The 21,017-nt window shown below is 67.2% G+C and carries 18 protein-coding genes and 1 pseudogene; 3 read left to right on the top strand and 16 right to left on the bottom strand.

The features are described 5' to 3' along the window. Window positions 1-210: 210 nt before the first annotated feature. Window positions 211-636 (bottom strand): flagellar basal body rod protein FlgC, encoded by a 426-nt coding sequence (flgC, locus tag U5A52_RS28515; RefSeq protein WP_321915343.1) that lies wholly within the window; start codon window positions 634-636, stop codon window positions 211-213. 94 nt (window positions 637-730) lie between these two features. Beyond that, window positions 731-1,246: a flagellar basal body protein gene (locus tag U5A52_RS28510; protein ID WP_321915344.1), complete on the bottom strand. Its 516-nt coding sequence runs from the start codon at window positions 1,244-1,246 to the stop codon at window positions 731-733. Between the two features lie 246 nt (window positions 1,247-1,492). On the opposite strand from U5A52_RS28510, the gene flgA reads away from it, so the two are divergent. The 3 genes from flgA (at window position 1,493) to U5A52_RS28495 (ending at window position 3,833) form a co-directional block, all read left to right on the top strand. Further along, complete coding sequence (flgA, locus tag U5A52_RS28505; RefSeq protein ID WP_321937063.1) at window positions 1,493-2,815, top strand: flagellar basal body P-ring formation chaperone FlgA; 1,323 nt, start codon at window positions 1,493-1,495, stop codon at window positions 2,813-2,815. A 180-nt stretch (window positions 2,816-2,995) separates the two neighbouring features. Beyond that, window positions 2,996-3,340 (top strand): flagellar biosynthesis anti-sigma factor FlgM, encoded by a 345-nt coding sequence (gene flgM / locus U5A52_RS28500; protein ID WP_321915346.1) that lies wholly within the window; start codon window positions 2,996-2,998, stop codon window positions 3,338-3,340. A 49-nt stretch (window positions 3,341-3,389) separates the two neighbouring features. Beyond that, on the top strand, window positions 3,390-3,833 hold the full coding sequence (locus U5A52_RS28495; RefSeq protein WP_321915347.1) for a flagellar protein FlgN: 444 nt from the start codon (window positions 3,390-3,392) through the stop codon (window positions 3,831-3,833). A 181-nt stretch (window positions 3,834-4,014) separates the two neighbouring features. On the opposite strand, the gene U5A52_RS28490 is transcribed toward U5A52_RS28495, so the two are convergent. From U5A52_RS28490 to cheW, 14 genes and pseudogenes are all read right to left on the bottom strand, one after another. After that, window positions 4,015-4,746 (bottom strand): RNA polymerase sigma factor FliA, encoded by a 732-nt coding sequence (locus U5A52_RS28490; protein ID WP_158759173.1) that lies wholly within the window; start codon window positions 4,744-4,746, stop codon window positions 4,015-4,017. Window positions 4,747-5,102: 356 nt separating this feature from the next. Next, a pseudogene (locus U5A52_RS28485) lies at window positions 5,103-5,885 on the bottom strand (MinD/ParA family protein); the annotation flags it as partial. Then, window positions 5,878-7,983, bottom strand: a complete 2,106-nt coding sequence (gene flhF / locus U5A52_RS28480; RefSeq protein ID WP_321937062.1) for a flagellar biosynthesis protein FlhF — start codon at window positions 7,981-7,983, stop codon at window positions 5,878-5,880. The pseudogene U5A52_RS28485 and the gene flhF, both read right to left, overlap by 8 nt. A 326-nt stretch (window positions 7,984-8,309) precedes the next feature. After that, complete coding sequence (gene flhA / locus U5A52_RS28475) at window positions 8,310-10,409, bottom strand: flagellar biosynthesis protein FlhA (protein WP_321915350.1); 2,100 nt, start codon at window positions 10,407-10,409, stop codon at window positions 8,310-8,312. Further along, window positions 10,406-11,701, bottom strand: coding sequence for a flagellar biosynthesis protein FlhB (flhB, locus tag U5A52_RS28470; protein ID WP_321915351.1), 1,296 nt, complete (start codon window positions 11,699-11,701; stop codon window positions 10,406-10,408). The genes flhA and flhB overlap by 4 nt, the downstream gene beginning before the upstream one ends. 239 nt (window positions 11,702-11,940) lie before the next feature. Further along, window positions 11,941-13,227, bottom strand: a complete 1,287-nt coding sequence (locus U5A52_RS28465) for a DUF3443 domain-containing protein (RefSeq protein WP_415774067.1) — start codon at window positions 13,225-13,227, stop codon at window positions 11,941-11,943. Between the two features lie 16 nt (window positions 13,228-13,243). Further along, window positions 13,244-13,744: a DUF2844 domain-containing protein gene (locus tag U5A52_RS28460; protein WP_321937123.1), complete on the bottom strand. Its 501-nt coding sequence runs from the start codon at window positions 13,742-13,744 to the stop codon at window positions 13,244-13,246. Window positions 13,745-14,066: 322 nt separating this feature from the next. Next, window positions 14,067-14,840 carry a protein phosphatase CheZ gene (gene cheZ / locus U5A52_RS28455; RefSeq protein WP_321915352.1) on the bottom strand — a complete coding sequence of 258 codons (774 nt, stop codon included), beginning with the start codon at window positions 14,838-14,840 and terminating at the stop codon, window positions 14,067-14,069. Between the two features lies 1 nt (window position 14,841). Then, the gene (gene cheY / locus U5A52_RS28450; RefSeq protein ID WP_321915353.1) at window positions 14,842-15,237 is read right to left on the bottom strand and encodes a chemotaxis response regulator CheY; all 396 of its coding nucleotides are present in this window, start codon (window positions 15,235-15,237) and stop codon (window positions 14,842-14,844) included. 130 nt (window positions 15,238-15,367) lie between these two features. Continuing rightward, entirely contained in the window at window positions 15,368-16,474 is a 1,107-nt protein-coding gene (locus U5A52_RS28445) for a chemotaxis response regulator protein-glutamate methylesterase (protein WP_321915354.1), read from the bottom strand. A gap of 5 nt (window positions 16,475-16,479) precedes the next feature. After that, complete coding sequence (gene cheD / locus U5A52_RS28440) at window positions 16,480-17,271, bottom strand: chemoreceptor glutamine deamidase CheD (RefSeq protein WP_321937061.1); 792 nt, start codon at window positions 17,269-17,271, stop codon at window positions 16,480-16,482. Next, a complete protein-coding gene (locus U5A52_RS28435; RefSeq protein ID WP_321915356.1) occupies window positions 17,268-18,212 on the bottom strand; it encodes a CheR family methyltransferase in 945 nt (314 codons plus the stop codon). Before U5A52_RS28435 ends, cheD begins: the two co-directional genes overlap by 4 nt. Window positions 18,213-18,441: 229 nt before the next feature. After that, the gene (locus U5A52_RS28430) at window positions 18,442-20,292 is read right to left on the bottom strand and encodes a methyl-accepting chemotaxis protein (protein ID WP_321937060.1); all 1,851 of its coding nucleotides are present in this window, start codon (window positions 20,290-20,292) and stop codon (window positions 18,442-18,444) included. Window positions 20,293-20,468: 176 nt separating this feature from the next. Continuing rightward, window positions 20,469-21,005 carry a chemotaxis protein CheW gene (gene cheW / locus U5A52_RS28425; RefSeq protein ID WP_042265902.1) on the bottom strand — a complete coding sequence of 179 codons (537 nt, stop codon included), beginning with the start codon at window positions 21,003-21,005 and terminating at the stop codon, window positions 20,469-20,471. Window positions 21,006-21,017 lie beyond the last annotated feature (12 nt).

The raw sequence follows: 21,017 nt of genomic DNA, 5'->3' as shown, positions 1-21,017 counted from the left end.
GTGTCGAGCAGTTGCTGCGACACGGTGGCGGTGCTGCCGCCGATGGTTGTGTTGCTGGAACTCAACGCGTTCTCCCTCGATTGCGCTTCGTGCTTGGCGTGTGGTGGTGGCGGGCGCGGCTTCGTTTCGCGCCCGCTGGTCTCTGTATTACTGTGTCGTGCGTGCTGTGCTTCAGTTCGCCGCTTCAAGTACCCGCTTTAGGTACCCGCTTTACGTACCGATGGTGAGCGTCTTGAGCATCAACTGCTTGGCGGTGTTCAGCGTTTCGACGTTGGCCTGGTACGAGCGCGACGCCGAGATCATGTTCACCATCTCCTGCACCGGATCGACGTTGGGCATCGTCACGTAGCCGTCCGCGTTGGCGGAAGGGCTGTCGGGGTCGTAGGTCTGCTTCATGGGCGTGGGGTCGTCCACCACGCCGGTCACCCTGACGCCGCCCACCTGCTGGCCCGAGGCCGTGCGCGCGCCGCCGAGCGGGTTGACCGCGAACACGACCTGCTTCGCCTTGTACGGCTGGCCGTCGGGGCCGGTCGTGCTGTCGGCGTTGGCGAGATTGGACGCCGTCACGTTCAGACGCTGCGATTCCGCCGTCATGGCGGAGCCCGCAACGCTGAAAATGTTCATCAGGGATGGCATGGTTTCGTTGACCTCACATCAGGTGCGCGTCGCGCGCGTTGGTCGTTCATGGCTTCGTTGTTGCGTACGCATTGCCGCTTCGCTCGCGCGCCGATCAGCTCGAGCCCGAGGTGATCGCGGACAACATCGTCTTGATCTGCTGCGAGACCACCGTCATGCCCGACTCGAAGTGCAGCGCGTTGTCGGCGAACTGCACGCGTTCGGTGTCGAGATCGACCGTGTTGCCGTCGAGCGCGGGCTGCACCGGCGTGCGGAACATGAGCTGGCTCTTGTAGGTGTCGGCCGGGCCGCCGGTCGGGATCAGCTTCGCGTCGCCGGCCATGTGGCCCGACTCCGTGGACGCCATCTGCATGCCGCTCGTCACGCCCGCGGGCTGCGCCATGGCGAGCGGCTGGACGTTGCCGCCCGAGGTGGCCGCCATGCCCGCCGTGCCGCCGGCGCCTTGCTGGCGCAGCGCGCCCGCAAGCGAAGCCGAGAAGTCCACGTCGCGCGCCTGGTAGCCCGGCGTGTCGGCGTTCGCGATGTTCGAAGAGATCAATGCCTGCCGCGTGGCGCGCACATCGAGCGCTTCGCGCCCAAAGGCGAATTCGGCATCGAGTTTGTCCAGCATCGGGCGTTCTCCGTGAAGCGAAAAAGGATTCGGCGTGAGCGCGGCAGGCTCGCCATCGGCGAAGAAACCGGCGCAAACGTTAGGCGCGTGACCCGAAGGCCTTTGCGCATGGAGTGGAATATTAGGCGGGGGTGGCAAGAACCAATCGGACGAATAGCCGGTAAAGCGCCCCTCTATTCGACGCAAGCGCGCGGGGGCGGCCGCCTAGAATGCGAGGCGTGTCAATGCATTCGATGGAGAACGACGATGCCGCAAACTGCCTCTTTGCGCAGGCCCGACGCGGGCCTGAAGCGGCGTGTGCGCGCGCTGTCGTGGAGCGTGTCCTGGACGTGCGTGCTTGGCTGCGCCCTGGGTGGCGCGCTCGCTCATGCGCAAACTGCGGCGCAAACGGCGGCGCAAACCGCACCGCAGCCCGAGGGCGCGGGCGGCCAGATCTTTATTGCGGGCAACGGCGACCGCGCGGGCGCCGACGCCGCGCAGATGAACGCGCTGCTCGCCAGCAACGCGAAGAAGCCTGCGGCGGCTACGGCCGGCAATACCGCCACGAATGCCGCCACCAATGCACCCGCCAGTGACGCCGCGCCGCTGCGCGCGGCCAGTTACGCCGATCTGAATTCGCGCGGCGTACCCGAGGACGCGCGCGCGGGCGTCGACTCGAACGGCATGATCACGATTCCGGGTCCCGGCGAACGCGTGCCCCAAGGCAACGCGCCGCGCATCGTCACGATTCCCTCGCCGGGTGCGAGCGCTCAGCCCGTGCGCGTGCCGCCGGCCAACCCGAACAACGCAGGCACGCTCCAGCGCGTGAGCTTGCCAGGCACCGCTAACCGTGTCGCCGCCGTAGTCGTAGATGCCGGCGCGAAGCCGGTTGCCAATGCAAGCGCCGGCGCGCTGCCCAATCCGAATACCAGCGCCGTCGCCACGAGCGTGCAGACCGTACCGCCCGGTCAGCAGGATGGCGAATCGATCCGCGCCGTCGCGCTCACCTTCCTGCAGCAGCAGTCGGCGGGCTTGCCGGGTCACGTGAACATTACGGTCGCCCCGGTGTTCCCGCGCGGCCTCGCGGCCTGCACCTCGCTCGAGCCGTTCATGCCGCCGGGCGCGCGCACGTATGGCCACACGACCGTGGGCGTGCGCTGCATCGGCGCGAAGCCGTGGACGCTCTATGTGAGCGCGCGCATTGCCGTGGACGTGACTTACTACGTGGCCTCGCGCCAGATCGGCGCGGGCGAGGCCCTCTCGGCCGCGGACTTCATGCCGCGCGCGGGCGACCTCGCGAACCTGCCGCAAACCATCATCACCGATCCCAACCAGGCAACGGGCGCCGTCGCGCTCGCGCGTATTGCCGCGGGTCTGCCGCTGCGCACCGACATGCTGCGCAGCGCGGCTTCGGTCGTGATCGGACAAACCGTCAAGGTGATCGCCGTGGGCAGCAACTTCACGATCTCCGCCGAAGGCAGCGCGCTGAACAACGCCGAACCCGGCCAGCAGGTGCGCGTGCGCACGAGCGGCGGCCAGATCATCTCGGGCGTGGTCAAGGACGCCGGCACCGTGCAGGTGCAAATCTAGGCTCAGCAAGATCTGGTAAGGGCCGGATCGAGGCGGTTTCAGCCCCAACCGGCGGCCCGATCCGGCGGTTTCCGGCTTTGTGTGCCAGCACACGTAACAGCATGTAACGGTGGGATTTTCGGCTAAAGTTCGGCCCGACCTATGCCGTTATCAAGGTCAAATCGATCAGGAAAGCCCATCGTGAAAGTTGACTCCTCCACCCGCAATGATCCGCGCCCGCTGCAGGATGGCCTTGCGCGCTCGCAAGCCGATTCGAGCGGCGTAAGCGCCGCCAGCACCGACAGCGCGGCCACCTCCGGCGCGGCAAGCAGCACGAGCGCTGCGGGCGCGAACGTGAACCTCTCGTCGCTGTCGTCGACGATGCGCTCGCTCGCCGCGAGCGGCTCCGCCGACATCGACACGGCACACGTGCAGTCGATCAAGGACGCGATCCGCAACGGCACGCTGCAGATCGACTCCGGCAAGATCGCCGACGGCGTGATTCAGACCGCCCGCGACCTCGTTAAGCCGACGTCGGCTAACTGACGTTCGACGCACGAGCGCCGCGCACACTTCGCTTTTTTGGTGCCTTGCAATGAAAGATGCCCTGTTGGCCACACTGATCGACGAACACGCCACGGTTGAGGCGTTCGCGTCGCTGCTCGCCTATGAAGAAAAGGCGCTCGTGTCGGCCGACGGCATGGAGGCGCTCCCGCAGATCGTCGAGCAGAAGACGACGCTCACGCAGCGTCTCGCAGGCCTCGAAAAGGCGCGCGACGCGCAACTGGCAGGCCTCGGCCTCCCCGGCGGCCGCAAAGGCATCGAAATGGCCTGCGACGGCGACACGCGTCTCGCGAGCCAGTGGGAGTTGCTCAAGGGTTCGACCGAACGCGCGCGCCGCAAGAATCTCACGATCGGCATGATGATCCGCACGCGCATGGAACATAACCGCCGCGCGCTCGCGATCCTGCGCGGCGAAACGGGTAACGGTGCGATGTTGTACGGTCCCGATGGGCGGCTGCCGGCGTTCGGGCTGTAAGCGGCGCTCACCAGGGATTCGCCAAAGACAAAAGCCGAAGCGTTGCCGCTTCGGCTTTTTTGTTGTGCGTGTCCAGTGCCCTGGCGAGCCGCCCGCCAAACAAAAAAGCCGGAGCGCTCCCGCACCCCGGCTCTTTCACCGCAACCCAGCCCACGCCAGCGAAGGCGCGGCGTCTACCGCCTCAATTCTCCTGGCCGGCCCACGCCATCTCGCGCAGCCGAGTGCGCAGGCGCGCCACCGCCTGGCTGTGCAGCTGGCACACGCGCGACTCGCTCACCTCCATCACCGCGCCGATTTCGCGCAGGTTCATGCCGCGCTCGTAGTAGAGCGACATGAGCAGCTTCTCGCGCTCGGGCAGCCGCTCGATCGCTTCGACGAGCGCGCCGCGCAGGCTGTCGTCGAGCAGCGCCGAAAGCGGGTCCGAGTGATCGACGCAATAGCGGTCGAGGAACGGTTCGTCCTCGGCGGAGCGGTCGAAGTCTTCGTAATAGATGAGCTGGCTGCCATGCAGGTCCTGCAGCATGCTCTGGTATTCGTCGAGCGGCATGCTCAGATGCTCGGCGATCTCCGTTTCGCTCGCCGAGCGCCCGAGCCGCTGCTCCACCTGGTGCACCGCGCTTTCCACTTCGCGCGAGGTGCGGCGCAGGCTGCGCGGCAGCCAGTCGTTGCTGCGCAGCTCGTCGAGCATCGCGCCGCGAATGCGCTGGCTCGCGTAGGTCTCGAACTGCGCGCCCTGATCTTCCTTGTAGCGGTTGGCCGCGTCGAGCAGGCCGATCATGCCGGCCTGGATCAGGTCGTCGAGGTCCACGCTCGCCGGCATCTTGGCCACGAGCTGCAAGCCGAGCCGTCTGACGAGCGGCGCGTACTTCGCAAGCACGTCGGCCTGCGAAATTTTTCCTTGAGCGTTATACATCGTGCTCTCCACTTCTCATGTCCCTGATTGGCGTCGTCGTGAGCACGTCAGACGTGCTGCGGCGACGTGCGCTGCGCGGGCGTATCGGTCCGCCAGCCCACATGGGCCGGTGCGGACGCGGATGTTGCGTTGGGTGCGGGATGCACACCCGTCACGCTGGCTACGAACGAATCGGCGTTCGCGGCGAGCGCGCTGTGTGCGGCGTTTGTTGCATGCGTAGCGTGTAGCTGGACGCCGTCTCGCGGCACGCCGTCCAGGTCGTCGGCGGGTGCGTCGCCCGCCGCTTCGTGTGCTTCGTCCGCGGGGACGAATGCGGCGCTGGCGCGCGCCGTGGCCGGCGAGCACGCCGAAACCGCGGGTCGCATGGGCCAGTGCGGCAGTTCGGCGGCCACGTGCCGGAAGTCGCGCGCGGCGTTCGTCGAAGGAAACGCATCGACGATGCAGCGCGCGAGCTTGAGCGCCTGCGCCATGTGCTGATCGGCGGCGACGCATCCGGCGCTTTCGAGCGACACGCTCAGGTAGCGGCTCGCCACCCCGGCGAGGTTTTCGATTGCGGTGTGCGCGTCGCTCGCATTCGCGACATGATTCGCAAGCACGCGAAACTGTGCGATCGCATGCGCGAAGTGCAGCCGCTTCATGCACGCATACGCGTCCGTGATCGACTGCGCACCGATGCGCATGACGATCAGCACGTCATGCGCGTGCATGGCGAGCGGCGAGAGCGCGCCTTCGGCATCGAGCTGCGCGTCGATCAACACGATGTCCGCGGGGCCCGAAATGACTTTTTGCAGTTGCGCGGACGTGTACTGCGCGCGGTTGTCGCGCGAGGCGGCCAGCACGCCGAAGCCGAGTGCGTGACGCCCCACGGCTTCGTCGAGCGTGCGCTCGCCGCGCATCACGGCGGCGAAGTTGCCTGCGCCGCGCACATTGCCCACCAGCGAGCAGACCGAGCGGGGTCCGAGGCACTCGTCGATCACGAGCACGTCCTTACCCTGCGCGGTGAGCGCCGCCGCGAGATTGACCACGGCGGTCGTGCGGCCGGGCGAACCCGCGCCGCCTGTGACCGCGACCACGCGCGAGCCTTCGCGCGCGAGGAGCCGCCGCAGCCCTTCAGCCTGATCGATTACGAACTTATCCAAACCTGACCTCGGGAGCCTGCGAATTCGAACGCGTCGAGAGTGCCGACAGCAGCGCCGGGATATCGTCTTCGTGCGGCACGAACGGCGAGCTCTCTCGCGGTATGCAGAACGCGCTGCGGATCAGGAAGCGGCGCGTCGCCACGTAAAGGTTCTCGGGGACCTTCTGGCCCGTCGAGACGTAATGCACCGGCAGCTTGTAGCGCAGCACCGTGTCGAGCGCGCTGCCGAGGTTGGTCGCCTCGTCGAGCTTGGTGAGGATGCAGCCCGTGAGCGGCGCGTTTTCCGGGCCGCTCTGGTAGGCCTGCACGACTTCGTTGAGCGTGTCGCCGTGGTTGGTCGCCGAGAGCAGCAGCAGGCGCTGCACCGGGCGGCCGGCGCCGCACAGCATGGCGATCTGGTCGGCCACGGCGCGGTCGCGCTGGCTCATGCCGATCGTGTCGATCAGCACGATGTGCTTGTTCTTGAGCTCGGTGAGGGCGAGCTGGAGGTCCGCGCCGTCGCGCACCGCGTGCACCGAAACGCCGAGGATCTTGCCGAAGATGCGCAGTTGCTCGTGGCCGCCGATACGGTAGCTGTCGGTGGTAAGGAGCGCGACCTTGCTCGCGCCGAAGCGCATCACGCAGCGCGCGGCGAGCTTCGCCGTGGTCGTGGTCTTGCCTACGCCAGTCGGGCCCATCAGCGCGAACACGCCGCCGCGCTCCATGAGCGCCTCTTCGTCTTCGAGCACCGGCAGGTTCGATTCGAGCACCGACTGGAGCCATTCCATGCCGGCTTCTTCGGTTTCGACTTCGGGCAGGCGGTCGATCATCATCTTCACGAGCTGCGCCGAAAAGCCCGCGGCGAACAGCTGCTTGGTGAGCGCGCCTTGCACCGGGCTGCGGCGCTGGCGCTCGCCCCACAGGAGGCCCGCGAACTGCTCTTCCATCATGCCGCGCATGGAGGCGAGTTCGTTCATCACGGTTTCGTTGACGACCTGCTCGATGCGCGCGCGGATCGCTTCGCTCACGGTCTGTGCCGCGTCGGCGCCCTGCGCGTTGCGGCTGCCGGGCGCGGGACCCGCGGCTTCCGGGCCGTGGCCGAGGCGCTGTGCTGCGCGGCGCGCGGCGACGTGCGCGGCCTCGAGCGCCCAGTCGGGCGTGCTGGCGTCCACATCGGGCGGCAGCACCGGATCGGCGACATTGCCAAGACCGCGTGCGGCTGCGGCCGCGGGCGTCATGCCCGGCACGCGCGGAGCGTTCTGCTGGTTTGCGATACGGCGAGCGTGATCGATGAGCCAGGGGTTCGACTCGGCCATCGTGCGCGGCGCATCGCTCGCGCTCGCGGCGGCGGCCTGCTCGAGGCGCGCCGCGGCTTCGCGGGCGGCGGCCGGGGCGTTGGCGTTCGCGGCCGGCGTCATGGACGCAAACGATGGCGCAAAGGCGGATGTGGCAAGCGACTCGGTCGCGGCCTGCAGCGCCATTTGCAGCGGCGAGTGCGCGTGCGGCACCGTTTGCTGCGATTGCGTTGCCTGCAGCGCGGCATGCAGCGTCGGCGGCATCGCCGATTGCGCGGCCTGCTGGCCTGCCGCGGCGCGCGACGAAGGCGAAAGCGACCCACCTGCGGCGGACGCTGCCGCCGGTGCCTGGCCCGTTGCCTGGCCGAGCGAGACAGCGGTGTCGGCGGCGTGATCGCCATCCGGCGTATCGGCGTCGGCATTCGCGCCGCCGTTTTCGGCGCCCACTTCCGGGCTCGCGCCGAACACCGATGAGAACACGTCCGGCATGCCGCTCGCGTAGGGGTTCGCCGCGCCGATCGGGGCGGCGAGCGCAGCCGGTGCGCCGGGCGCAGCGCGCGGTGAGCGCGGCATTTGCGTCATGGCGGAGGGCTGCGCGAACGCGCCGCCTTGACCACCCTGGCCGCTCAAGCCAACCAGCGCTTGGGCCGCGGCAGCATCGGCCGGCGCGATCGCCGCGAGATCGCGGTCCGCGAGCGCGACGATTTCAACGCTGCCGTCGTCGAGCGTGCGGTTCGACAGAACGACGGCGTCCGCACCCAACGCTTCGCGTACGAGCCGTAACGCGTCGCGGCTGGTGCCACCGATGAATTTGCGAATGTTCAAGCTGAGCCCCTGATGAGGTAAGCGGCTGATGCCGCCGCCGGTCGTCTGTTGCTGGAATGGCGCTGGATTGCTGCCGGCCGTGCGTCGCTCGCAAAGCCTTTTCCGATGTTGGAATTATTTCGAAGGTGGGGCCCCCATGATCGATGGATCAGGGCGGAGAAATGCGGGTAATTCGCGGAATCGGCGCGAGAGGTGCGCGAGTGGGAGAAGTGGCGTGTGGAGGCCTCCAGGCTGGCTTTACGCCACGCCCGCACGCGGCTCGACTAACGAAAAAGCCCGCCAAAGCGGGCTTTTCCTCGATCCGGTGGGCAACGCGCCCGGCGCGATCAATGCGCCCCGATCACATTCACCACCTTCACGTTGCGCGTATCCGGCACTTCGGCGTACGACAGCACCTTCAGTTGCGGCAAGCTGCGGCGCAGGAAGCGCGAGAGCATGGGGCGCAACGCGTGCTGCACGAGCATCACGGGCGAGAGGCCCAGCGCTTGCTGACGCGCCATCGCCTGCTCCGTCTGCGTGAGCAGCGTATGCGCGAGACCCGGTTCGAGGCCGGGGTTCGGGCCCGAGGTGAGCGTTTGCGAAAGCACGCGCTCGAGGTTCGCATCGAGACCCATGACCTGCATGTCGGCGTTGCCGGGGAACCATTGCTGCGTGATCGCGCGGCCAAGCGAAATGCGCACCGCCGCTGTCAGATCGTGCGCGTCGGTAATGCGAGGCGTGTGCTCCGCAAGCGATTCCATGATCGTGCGCATGTCGCGAATCGGCACGCCTTCTTCCAGCAGGTTCTGCAGCACCTTCTGCAGCGTCGTGACCGGCAGCACCTTCGGCACGAGATCGTCCACGAGCGAAGGCGTGTCCTTCTGCACGCGCTCGAGCAGCGCCTGGACCTCGCGGCGGCCGAGCAGCTCGGCCGCGTGCATGACGACGAGGTGATTCAGGTGCGTCGCCACCACCGTGCTCGAATCGACCACCGTGTAACCGAACACCTGCGCCTGCTCGCGCACGTTCGAATCGATCCACACGGCGGGCAGGCCGAACGCCGGGTCCGTGGTCGGCGTGCCCGGCAGCACCGCGCTCACCTGGCCCGGGTTGATCGCGAGCCACTGGCCCGGATAGGCCTCGCCCGTGCCGACTTCCACGCCCTTCAACGCAATGCGGTAGGCGTTCGGGCGCAGTTCCAGGTTGTCGCGAATATGGATGACAGGCGGCAAAAAGCCGATTTCCTGCGCGAACTTCTTGCGAATGCTCTTGATGCGCTTGAGCAGCTCGCCGTCGGTGTTCTTGTCGACGAGCGGAATGATGCGGTAGCCCACTTCGAGGCCGAGCGTGTCGATAAGCGCCACGTCGTCCCAGGTCGCCTCGGTGTTCTCGGCCGGCGCGAGCGCAGCGGGCGCGGTATCCGCGACCACGGCGCTCGCCTTCTTCGCCTCGGCGTTCTTCTTCATCGTGCGGCCAAGCTGGATCGCGCCGCCGCCGAGCAGCAGAAACGCAAAGTGCGGCATGCCCGGAATCAGACCCATCATGCAGATGATCGAGCCCGTGATCAAAAGCACGCGCGGATTCGTAAAGAGCTGGCCGGTCAGCTGCGTGCCGATGTCCTCGTTGGTGCCCACGCGGGAAACGATCACACCGGCCGCCGTCGAAATGATGAGCGACGGGATCTGCGCGACAAGGCCGTCACCGATGGTGAGCAGCGTGTAGGTCTCGGCCGCCGAGCTGAACGGCATGCCGTGCTGCACCACGCCCACGATCAGGCCGCCGGCGATGTTGATGACCATGATGAGCAGGCCGGCAATGGCGTCGCCGCGCACGAATTTGCTCGCGCCGTCCATCGACCCGTAGAACTCCGCCTCCTGGGCGATCTCGGTACGGCGCTTTCTCGCCGCATCTTCGTTGATGAGACCCGCATTCAGGTCGGCGTCGATCGCCATCTGCTTGCCGGGCATCGCGTCGAGCGTGAAGCGCGCAGAGACTTCGGCGATACGGCCCGCGCCCTTCGTGATCACCATGAAGTTGATGACCATGAGGATCACGAACACCACGATACCCACGGCGAAGTTGCCGCCCACGAGGAAGTGGCCGAACGATTCGATCACCTGGCCAGCTGCCCCCGGGCCGGTGTGGCCTTCGAGCAGCACGATACGCGTGGAGGCCACGTTCAGCGAAAGCCTCAGCAGCGTGGAGAACAGCAGCACGCTCGGGAAGGCCGCGAAGTCGAGCGGCTTCATGGTGTACATGCTGACGAGCAGCACCATCACCGAGAGCGCGATGTTGAAGGTGAACAGCAGATCCAGCAGGAACGGCGGCAACGGCAGGATCATCATGCCGAGGATCATGCAGATCAGGATCGGTCCCGCCAGCGCGCGCAGATTCGTGCCTTGCAGCATCTCCGGGCGCCGCGCGAGAAAACCGGTGCGGGCGTTCATTCTGTTGCTCCTTCAGTGCCGTCGCGCGCCGGGTTCGTGTCGGCGCGTCCGGCGTTGTTCGATGCGGTATTTGCGTTGGTGCGATTCGCGGCCTCGGCGGCCGTGCGCTCATCTGGCGTGAGGGCTTCGTCGGCTTCGCTCGCTTCGTCGGCGTCGCTCACTGCGCCCTTGTCCATATCGGGCGGCACGTCGAGGTCGGTCGGCTCCATCGGCACGTCGCCGCCATGTTCGCGAAAGCGCTTGAGCTGATAGACCCACGCGAGCACCTGCGCAACCGCGCCATAGAGCGGCCCCGGGATTTCGCGATTGAGGTCGACGTTGTAGTAGAGCGCGCGGGCAAGCGGCGGCGCTTCGAGCAGCGGCACGTTGTTCTCGGTGGCGATCTCGCGGATGCGCGCGGCCACGAGGTTCACGCCCTTCGCGACGACCTTTGGCGCGCGCATCTCGCCATCGGCGTACTTGAGCGCGACGGCGAAGTGCGTCGGGTTGGTCACGACCACGTCGGCCTTGGGCACCTGGGTCATCATGCGGCGGCGAGCGGCGGCGCGCTGCTGCTGGCGAATGCGACCCTTCACGTGCGGATCGCCTTCGTTCTCGCGGTGCTCGCGCTTGACCTCTTCCTTGGTCATACGCAGCCGGCGGTAGTACGACCAGACCTGGTAGGGCGCATCGATTGCCGCGACAAAGAACATGCCCGCGACCGTCATGCCGCAGCACACCGCGATCAGATGCATGCCGTCGACGAAAGCGCGCGGCGCAGGCTGCATCGCGAGGCCGAGGATTTCGTCGCGATGGTTCCACAGCGCAGAGCCGCCGATCACCCCGACCACGGCCGTCTTCACGGTCGACATGCCAAGCTGGATCAGCCCGTTGACGGAAAAGAGGCGGCTAATGCCTGTGATCGGGTTCAGACGCTCGAATTTCGGTTCGAGCAGCTTCGTCGAGATCAGCCAGCCGCCGAGCGCCATGGGCGCGACGAGCGCCGCCACGCCCGTTAGCGCGAGCACCGGGATGACCGCGAGGAACCCCTCGCGCGCGGAAAGCCCCGCGCCAATGAGCATGCGCCGCGTTTCGAACGCGTCGGCATGGTTGAACGTGAACGCCGAGCGCAACATGGCTTGCAGATGGGAGCCGATCGTTCCCGAAAGCATCCACGCGCCAAAGAAGCCCGCCGAGAGCAACGCGAACGTGGATAGCTCCCGGGAACGCGGAACCTGCCCCTCCTCCCGCGCCTTTTCGAGGCGCTTGGGAGTGGCGGATTCGGTTTTATCGAGGTCGCTGTCCTCAGCCACGCATGCTCCGGTCGTGGGCGCGCGCCGCTCGTCGCGGCTGCGCGGCTCGCGCGCGCCCTTTTTCAGTGACAGCGATTATTGCCGCGCAAGGCAAGCGGCGATTGACGGAGTAAGCCGGGTAAATCAGGGTATTTCGGCCGATGGAAACGGGGCGCCATCATCGGCGAACGGCAGCGCGCGACGCGCAACGCGCTCGCGCGCCGCCAGGCGCGCTCAGTGCGCCACCTCAGTGCGCCGCTTCAGTACGCCACAAATGGCGCCTTGCCGCCGGAAGCGGTCATGTCCATGCCGTAGTAGACGTAGCGGCCGTAGAAAAACGACAACCCGAGGTCGAGGGCTGCCGACGACCCGAACTGCCCGGCCAGGTTATTGGCCGCATAGTTCGCGCCGCTGCCGAGCAGGCTGTTGGCATTCGCGACATTGAAGGCCGCGGTGCCGGACGTCGCGCCGTTATTGGAAACGAGCGCCGCGCTGAAGGACTGCGTGGACGAGGGGCAGTAGAACGTGCCGAGATTGCCGCCGCACTGCGGCAGGCTGCTGTCGGCGAAGAAGATCGCGTTCGAACCCGAGTCGAGGAAGGTCTGAAGCGTGCGCCCGTTGAAGGTCGAGCTGAGCCTGCCCGATGAGTCCGTGACGAAGCTTTGCGAGGCGGTCATCGCGTTGTTCGACTGCGTGCCGATGCCGAACACGAGCGTACCCGTCGCGCTGGGCGCTCCGCTGTCAGACACGGGCGCCATCTCCAGAATCACGCCGTTGCCGTCCGTGCCGAACTTGGGCACGGGATTGGCCACGAGCTGCGTTTGCGCGACCGTGGCCGCGACGCAGTTCGTGTTGTTTGGACAAGCGTAGTAGTTGCCGAAGGTGTCATAAGGCGCCACGCCGATACCGAGAATGCCGTTCGCGCCCAGTTCCTGCACCGTGTTCTGCGCGTTGCCGATGCCCGCGCAGGCCTGCGGCACCGTGTTCGAGGCCAGGTCGCCGATCACCTGGATCGGAATGTTGGACGCCGTCTCCTGGGCGAGCTTGACGTCGGCGGAACGCACGGTGCCCCACGTAAAGCCGTCCGCAAAGGCCGTGCACTCGGCGAGCGTGCCGCCGCTGACCGTGGTGGTGGGCAGCGAGTTCAGCACGTTCGGCAGCGCCGACGCGAGCAGACGCAGGCCGAACGACGCCGTATCCACCTGAACGTTGTCGACGGTCTCGCAGGTGCTCGTGCCGGCCTTGCAAATCGTCACGCTAACGGTGGGGATGTTGGGCAGCGTGCCGGTCAGTCCGCTGTTCACGGTGACGGCCACCGTGTTCGCGGCGGTGGACGCAGTGGGCTGCTGCGTGGGACTGGGCACCGCGGAGCCGCCACTGCCGCTGCCGCCACTACTGCCGCTCGAACTGCTGCTATTGCTGCCGCCCCCGCCTCCGCAGGCGGCGACAAGCGAAACGAGAGCCACGAGCGCGACGGTCGAAAGGAACTGGAAAGGGCGCAGCCACACGCTGCGCGAATCGCGTGAAGTCAGCACTGAAGTCAGCACGTTCGGCCTCCGCTCGTCACTGGATATCGGAGCCGCTGACGCCTGCAGGCAGCGCCTGCGGCAGCCATGCCTGCCCGGAGAAGGCGCCCATGTGGCCGCCCGAATGCACGATGACGTTCGAGTTTTCGACCACGCCCGGCCCGCGCACGAGACCGGCGGCGTGGCTCGCCTTCACCCCGGCCGTGTATTGGGGAAAGTAGCTGCCTAGCAGCGTGGCGAGATTGGGCATCTGCGGACCGTCCCAGGCAACGCCGAATACCGTGCCGGCCGGCGTGAGGTACTCGCGCACGACGGTGCCGTTGGCGAGCGTGGTCTGCTGGACGGTGTAGGTGGAGGTCGCGGAGGCACCGGAAGTCGCCGCTTGCACCGCTGCGCGCGCAACGGCGGACGCGTTGCCGGTCGCGGCGGCCGCCGAGGCGGCGCTCAGAGTGCTCACGCTCGCGCCCGCCGGTGTGGGCATGGGTGCGCCGCCGAGCGCGGCTTGCGCCGGGGGCGCCGCGAGCAGTGCGCAAAGCAGTGAAGCGGGAAGCGCCGCGCCTGGCGCGCAGCGAGTTGCGGCGCGGCGCGCGAACCGACGCGCCGCCTTGCCACAGAACGATGTGTATGGATACAAGGCGTCCCCTCCCTCCGGCGATGGCGCGTTGCACCATGCGCTGTCGGGCCGCGCGGGAACGTCGCGGCGAGGGGCAGCAGGACGGGCAACGGCTGGCTCAGCTTCGTTCCACCACCGCGACGCTCGTCGCGGCCGGGCACGAAGGCATGAGCACTAGTATGCCCGCCTTGGACGCCGTGCGGCAGCTAACCGAACGGCTAGCTGCCGCACGGCCAACCGCGCCAGGTCAGAAGCCGAGGCTAGCGAGCAGATCGTCGACCTGCGCCTGGTCCTGCACCACGTCGGTCTTGCCTTCCGGATTGATCTGCGGGCCGTTGAGCAGGCCTTCGGGGCTGCCCGTGCTGCTCTGGGTCTCGGCAAGCGCCGCCGCCGTCGCCGCGAACTGCTCGCGCCGCTCCGGCGCGATGTTCTCGACCAGCACGGTGAGCAACTGCTGCTCGATCAGATAGACCACGTCCATGATCTTCTTGATCACCTGACCCGTCAGGTCCTGGAAGTCCTGAGCGAGCATGATCTCGAGCAGCTGCTGGTTGGTCGCCGCGGTGGCTTGCGGCACGCCGTCCACAAAGGCGCGCGTGTCGTCCATCAGCTGGCGCACTTCCTCGCGGCCGATCGGCGCGTCGTACCACGTCGCCCAGCGGCTCGTCAGCTCCTTCGCGTCGTGCTCGAGCGTTTCCTGCAGCGGCTTGGCGATATCGATTGCGGTCAGCACGCGCTCGGCGGCCTGCTCGGTCATGTTCGCGACATAACGCAGCCGGTCGCGCGCGTCGGGCACCGCCTCGGCGGCGCGCTCCACGTGCTTGTCGAGACCGAGTTCGCGCATCGAGTCGCGCAGGCTGCGAGTCAGGTGGCCGATGCGCGCGAGGATGCGGTCCGTCGCCAGCTCGCTCGCCTCGCCCGCGGCGGGCGGCGCGAAGTCGAACTCGGGAGGCTGCGGGAGCGGTTCGGCGCCCTCGCCTTCCGGCCACTCATCGGGTTGCGCACTGATGGGCTCGTTCACGTCAGCTCCCCGTCTTGGCCAGCTTCTCGAGAATCTTGTTGAGCTTCTCGTCGAGCGTGGCGGCCGTGAACGGCTTCACCACGTAGCCGCTCGCGCCTGCCTGCGCCGCTGCGATGATGTTTTCCTTCTTCGACTCCGCCGTCACCATCAGCACCGGCAGATGCGTCAGGTTCGCGTCGGCGCGGATCTCCTTGAGCATGGCGAGACCGTCGAGGTTCGGCATGTTCCAGTCGGAGATCACGAACTCGTAGTTGCCGCCGCGCAGGCGTGCGAGGCCCGCTGCGCCATCTTCGGCTTCGTCGACGTTCGAGTAGCCCAGTTCTTTCAGCAGGTTGCGGACAATCCGGCGCATCGTCGGAAAGTCGTCCACCACCAGAATCTTCATTCCCTTATCCATCACGTTCCATTCCTCCAGGCGAAAACCCGGGCAATTATCCAGAGAAGCGCACTGCCTATCCAGATAAATTAATCGCGAGCGATTGTGCAAGCGTTTGCGGCCAACACGATCTCTCGATATTGGTTGTTCATCAGACGCGCTGGACCCGGTCGCCCATCGAGGCGAGGCGGGTCATCACGCGCCGGCTCATATCGGCAAGCGAGGCGATTTCGTCGGCGCCGCCCATTGCAATGGCTTCGCGCGGCATGCCGAACACGATGCAGCTCGCCTCGTCCTGCGCGAGCGTATACGCCCCGGCCTGACGCATTTCGAGCAGCCCGGCCGCACCGTCGCGGCCCATGCCCGTCAGAATCACGCCGATGGCGTTCTTGCCCGCATGCAGCGCCGCCGAGCGAAACAACACGTCGACCGACGGACGGTGCCGGTTCACCGGCGGGTCGTCGGACAGATGCGCGATGTAGTTCGCCCCGCTGCGTGCGAGCAAGAGGTGGGCGTGACCCGGCGCGATGTAGGCATGGCCGGGCAGCACACGTTCGCCGTGCTCCGCTTCCTTGACGGTGATGCGGCACAGCCCGTTCAGGCGCTGTGCGAACGACTTCGTGAACCCCGGCGGCATGTGCTGCGCGATCAGCACCGCGGGCGCGTCGGGCGGCAGCGGCTGCAGCACTTCGCGGATCGCCTCGGTGCCGCCCGTCGACGCACCGACGATCACGAGCTTTTCGGTCGAGACGAGCCGGTTGTTGATCATCGGCGCCGGGCTCGCTGCCTGCGCGGCGGCGTGAGCGGGCGCGGCGCCACCCGCTGCGGCAGCGGCGGGCGCATGGTGCGCGCGCACGCGGGCGCGGGCGGCGGCGCGCACCTTGTCGGCGAGCTTTTCCGCGTAGTCGAGCATGCCGTCGCGAATGCCGACCTTCGGTTTCGTCACGAAGTCGACCGCGCCCAGTTCGAGCGCGCGCAGCGTGATTTCGTTGCCGCGCTCGGTCAGCGACGACACCATCACGACGGGCATCGGCCGCAGGCGCATGAGCTTCTCGAGGAAGTCGAGGCCGTCCATGCGCGGCATTTCCACGTCGAGCGTGAGCACGTCGGGGTTGTGCTGCTTGATCAGCTCGCGCGCGACGAGCGGATCCGGCGCGGTAGCGACGACCGTCATGTCGGGCTGACTGTTGATGATCTCCGTCATCAAACTGCGGATCAGCGCCGAATCGTCGACGCAGAGAACCTTGATTTTTTGCACAGCGTTCACGCCTCCTCTACTGTCCTGGCGTTGTCTTGACCGGATGCACGCAGCGCGGACGACCCGCTCGAGCCGAACAGCTCGATACGAGGACGCGCGCCCTGCGGCTGGGATTGGGAAATCTGGGACGCCGCGGCGCCCGGGCCCGCGCGCCCGGCGCTGCCGACTCCGAACAGCTCGACGCGTGCACGCGCACGCGCGAGCCGTTCGGCGCGCGCCTCGGCGGTTTGCGCGGCGAGCTGCTGTTCGCGCTCCGCCACGCTCGTGTCCTGCGAAAGGCGCAGCTTCTTCACCATCACCTGGCCCGTGCGCGGCAAAAACGCCACCTTGCGCGGATGCGAGCCTTGCAGGTCCTCGGCCACGATGCGAATGTTCTCGGTCGCGAGATAGCGGCGCACGAACGCGGCGTTGCGATCGCCAATGTTCATCGTCGTCATGCCCGCGAGCACCGCCGCGCCGCCGAACACCTTGGCCTCGAAGCGCTCGCGCCGGCCGCCCGCCTTGATCAGCTCGTTGATGAGCACTTCCATCGCGTAGGCGCCGTAGCGCATCGCGTCGGAGGCGCCGGTGAGCGCGTGGGCGGAGTCCGCGCCGTCGTCGGGCAGCATGAAGTGGTTCATGCCGCCAATACCGGCGGAGCGGTCCTGGATGCAGGCCGCCACGCACGAGCCGAGCACGGTGACGAGCACCATGTCGTCGCCCGTCGTAAAGAACTCGTTGGGCAGCAGCTTCACGCCCGGGCGCTGGAAATGCGTGTCGAAATAGCGATTCGTCGCGATCGGGAGGCGGGCGCTCATGCGGGCACTCCGATCGCGTCGTTCGCGCGGCGCGGCGCGGCATGGGCGCCGCGCGTGAGTTCGTACACCGTCTGGCCGCGCAGACGGAACGCCTGCGTGACATAGGTGAAGTTCTCCGAGTGGCCCGCGAACAGCAGGCCGTCCGGCTTCATGAGCGGTTCGAAGCGCGTGAGGACCTGCGCCTGGGTCGGCTTGTCGAAATAGATCATCACGTTGCGGCAGAAGATCGCGTCGAACGTCGTGCGCAAGCCGTAGTCCGCGTCGGTGAGATTGAGCTGCTCGAACTTGATCATCGCGCGCAGCTCCGGGCGCACCTTCACAAGCCCCGCGTGCGAGCCCGTGCCCTTGAAGAAGAAGCGCTTGAGGCGCTCGGGCGACAGATGCTTCACCTGGTCGAACGAGTAGACGCCCGCGTCGGCCTTGGCGAGCACCTGGGTGTCGAGGTCGGTGGCCAGCACGCGCGCCTCGCGCGCGGCGCGGTCTCCAAGCGCTTCGACGAGCGTCATTGCGATCGAGTACGGCTCTTCGCCCGTCGAAGCCGCCGAGCACCAAACCGAAACCGGCTGCGCACCCGGCGCCCCGCGGCGCTTCACGAAATCCGCGAGGATCGGGAAGTGATGCGCCTCGCGAAAAAACGCCGTGAGGTTCGTGGTGAGCGCGTTCGTGAACGCTTCCCACTCGTGCGCGTCGTTGCGCGCTTCGAGCTGGTCGAGGTACTCGCGAAAACTGTCGATGCCGAGCGTGCGCAGGCGCCGCGCGAGGCGGCTGTATGCCATGTCGCGCTTATGGTCCGAGAGCGAGATGCCCGCGCGGCGGTGAATGAGCGCGCGAATGCGCTCGAAGTCCGCCGAGGTGAAATCGAAATCGCGGTTGCTCTCGACACCCTGAGTGCCCGAGCCGCCCGGATCACCGTCGTGGCGTGAATTTCGCAGCGCTTTCATGCTGATGCTCCTTCGCATTGCGCGCCGCCCACTGCATGGGATACCGCGGCGCAGGACTGCTGCGCGCCGCGCCTGCCCGGTTGCAATGCGTGCGGCGCATGGGCGGCCTGCGCAACGCGCGTGGACCCGTGGGTCCGGCGCGGCAGGTCTTGCCGTTGTGTAGCGCTCATGTGCATTGCAGTTGCTCGTCGTGTTCAGTTACTTCACTACTTTTCTATGCCGCGTTCGATCAGAACGTTTCCCAGTCCGAATCGTCCGAAGCCGATGCCGCCGTGCTCACGTGCGTCTCGGCGCGCGCAGGCGCAGCCGGTTTCGCTGCAGGCGTTGCTGCGGATTTCGCCGCGGGCTTCGCTGCCGGTTGCGCCGCGGGCTTTGCGGTTGCCTTTGCCGTGTCCGCCGATGCCGCCGGCGCTGCCGCCGCGGGCTTCGCAACAGCCGTTGCCGAAGAGGGCGTCGTGCGTTTCGCGGCGCCCGGCGCGGCCGGCGTCGCACGCGCCGGGCTTGCGCCCACGCTGCGCGCTTGCGCGCCACCCGTCGTCCACGTGCCGAGCACGTTTTGCAGCTGACGCGTCTGCTCTTCGAGCGACGCCGCCGCCGCTGCCGCCTGCTCCACCAGCGCGGCGTTCTGCTGCGTGACGGTGTCCATCTGCGTAACGGCCCGATTGACCTGCTCGATGCCGCCCGACTGCTCCTCGGACGCCGCGCTGATCTCACCCATGATGTCGGTCACGCGACGCACGGCCTGAAGGATTTCTTCCATCGTCGAGCCGGCGCGGCCCACCAGCTGCGAGCCGCTTTGCACCTTCTCGGCCGAGTCGTTGATGAGTTCCTTGATTTCCTTCGCGGCGCTCGCGCTGCGCTGCGCGAGGCTGCGCACTTCGCCGGCCACCACCGCGAAGCCGCGGCCCTGCTCGCCCGCGCGCGCCGCTTCCACGGCCGCGTTGAGCGCGAGAATGTTGGTCTGGAACGCAATGCCTTCGATCACGCTGATGATGTCCACGACCTTCGCCGAACTCACGGCGATGCCCTGCATCGTATTCACCACCTCGCCCACCACCTCGCCGCCGCGCGTCGCGATGTCCGAAGCGTTGACGGCCAGCTGGCTCGCCTGACGCGCGTTCTCGGCGTTCTGGCGCACGGTGCCGGTGAGCTGCTCCATGCTCGACGCCGTTTCCTGCAGCGAAGCGGCCTGCTGCTCGGTGCGCTGCGACAGGTCGGTGTTGCCCATGGCGATTTCACGCGCGCCCACGTCGATCGAGCTTGCGCCCGTGTGCACCGCGCTCACGAGCGTGACGAGGCTTTCCTGCATGCGCTTGATGGCGCCGAAGAGTCGCCCGATCTCGTTGTCGCTGTAGACGGTGACCGTCTGCGAAAGATCGCCCTGGGCGATGCGCTCGAAGCACGTCACCGCGTCTTCGAGCGGCTGCACGATAAGGCCGCGCATGGCGAAGCGGATCGCCACCACGAGCACGAGCGCGATGGCGATCACCGCGCCGATGGCGATGCGCATCATGTCGATACGCTCGTTCGCCGTGGCCTGGCGCGCCTGCGCGCCGTCCTGCATCGCTTGCGCGAGCGGCGCGGCAACGTTGTCGTAGTCGACGAACATCGGGCTGATCTTCGTATCGGCCACGGCGTGGTAAGCCACTTGATCGTTTGCGCGCAGAGCCGCGAATTCGGGCTGAACGCCGTCTTGCATCAGCGCCGCGCGTTTGGCTGCGAGCGCATCGAGCATCGCGGCGTCGAGACCGCTCTTCGGCACGCCCAGGAAGACCTGCCATGCCTCGTTGGATTTCGCGAGCAGTTGATCGGCGCGATCGAACGCCTTCTTCGCGTCATCGGCCTGGCCCGCCGCCGCGAGCGCGCTACCGCGTTCGAGTGAGACACGCGTGCGCAGCAGATACGACGAGGCGTCGTTGAGCGCATGCATAGCGACGAGATCGCCGCGCGCCATCGTGCCGAGCGCGTCGCTCGCACGCCCGAGCGCGACGAGCCCGAGTCCGCCGACCAGCACGGTCAGCGCAACCAGAATGACCCCGACGCCCGTGAGCGTCGTGCGGATCGACCATCTTTGCAGCATCTCGTTTGCTCCTGTCCTGTGCAAATCGGGGCGGGCTATCTGCCCAGGCGCGGCAACGCCAAAGGCCACGCACGAAGCGCGCGCGAAAACGAAGGCGGCTTGCCGCTCTTTGGCGGCGGCTTATCCGCTCTCTCTCACGCTGGCCTCGCGGCCCCCCGGTTTTACCTCTCGGCGCGTTAAACCAACGCCTCGATCAGAGCCATTTCCCGGCTCGTCATCAGCTTTTCGATGTCCATCAGGATCAGCATGCGGCCTTCCACGGTGCCGAGGCCCGTGAGGTACTCGGTCGTGAGCGTCGCGCCGAATTCGGGCGCCGGCATGATCTGCTCCATCTGCAGCGTGAGCACGTCCGAGACGCCGTCCACCACCATGCCGACCACGCGATGCGCGACGTTCAGGATGATGACGACCGTCTGGTGGTCGTACTCGACGCGGCCCAGATGGAACTTGATGCGCATGTCGACGATCGGCACGATGATGCCGCGCAGGTTGATCACGCCCTTGATGAAGTCGGGCGCGTTCGCGATGCGCGTCACGCTGTCGTAGCCGCGGATTTCCTGCACCTTCAGGATGTCGATGCCGTACTCTTCCGCGCCGAGCGTGAAGACGAGGAATTCCTGACCGCCTGCATCGGCCTGCAGCGCGTCGCGGCGTTGCGCGCCGGCAAGGGCGCCGTGCGCGCCGTTGCCTTGAATCGATTGGACTTCTGCCACGTTAGCCCCTGA

Source organism: Paraburkholderia sp. J8-2 (assembly GCF_905220195.1).
Lineage (GTDB): Bacteria > Pseudomonadota > Gammaproteobacteria > Burkholderiales > Burkholderiaceae > Paraburkholderia.
This window is presented reverse-complemented; position numbering and strand designations above follow the sequence as displayed.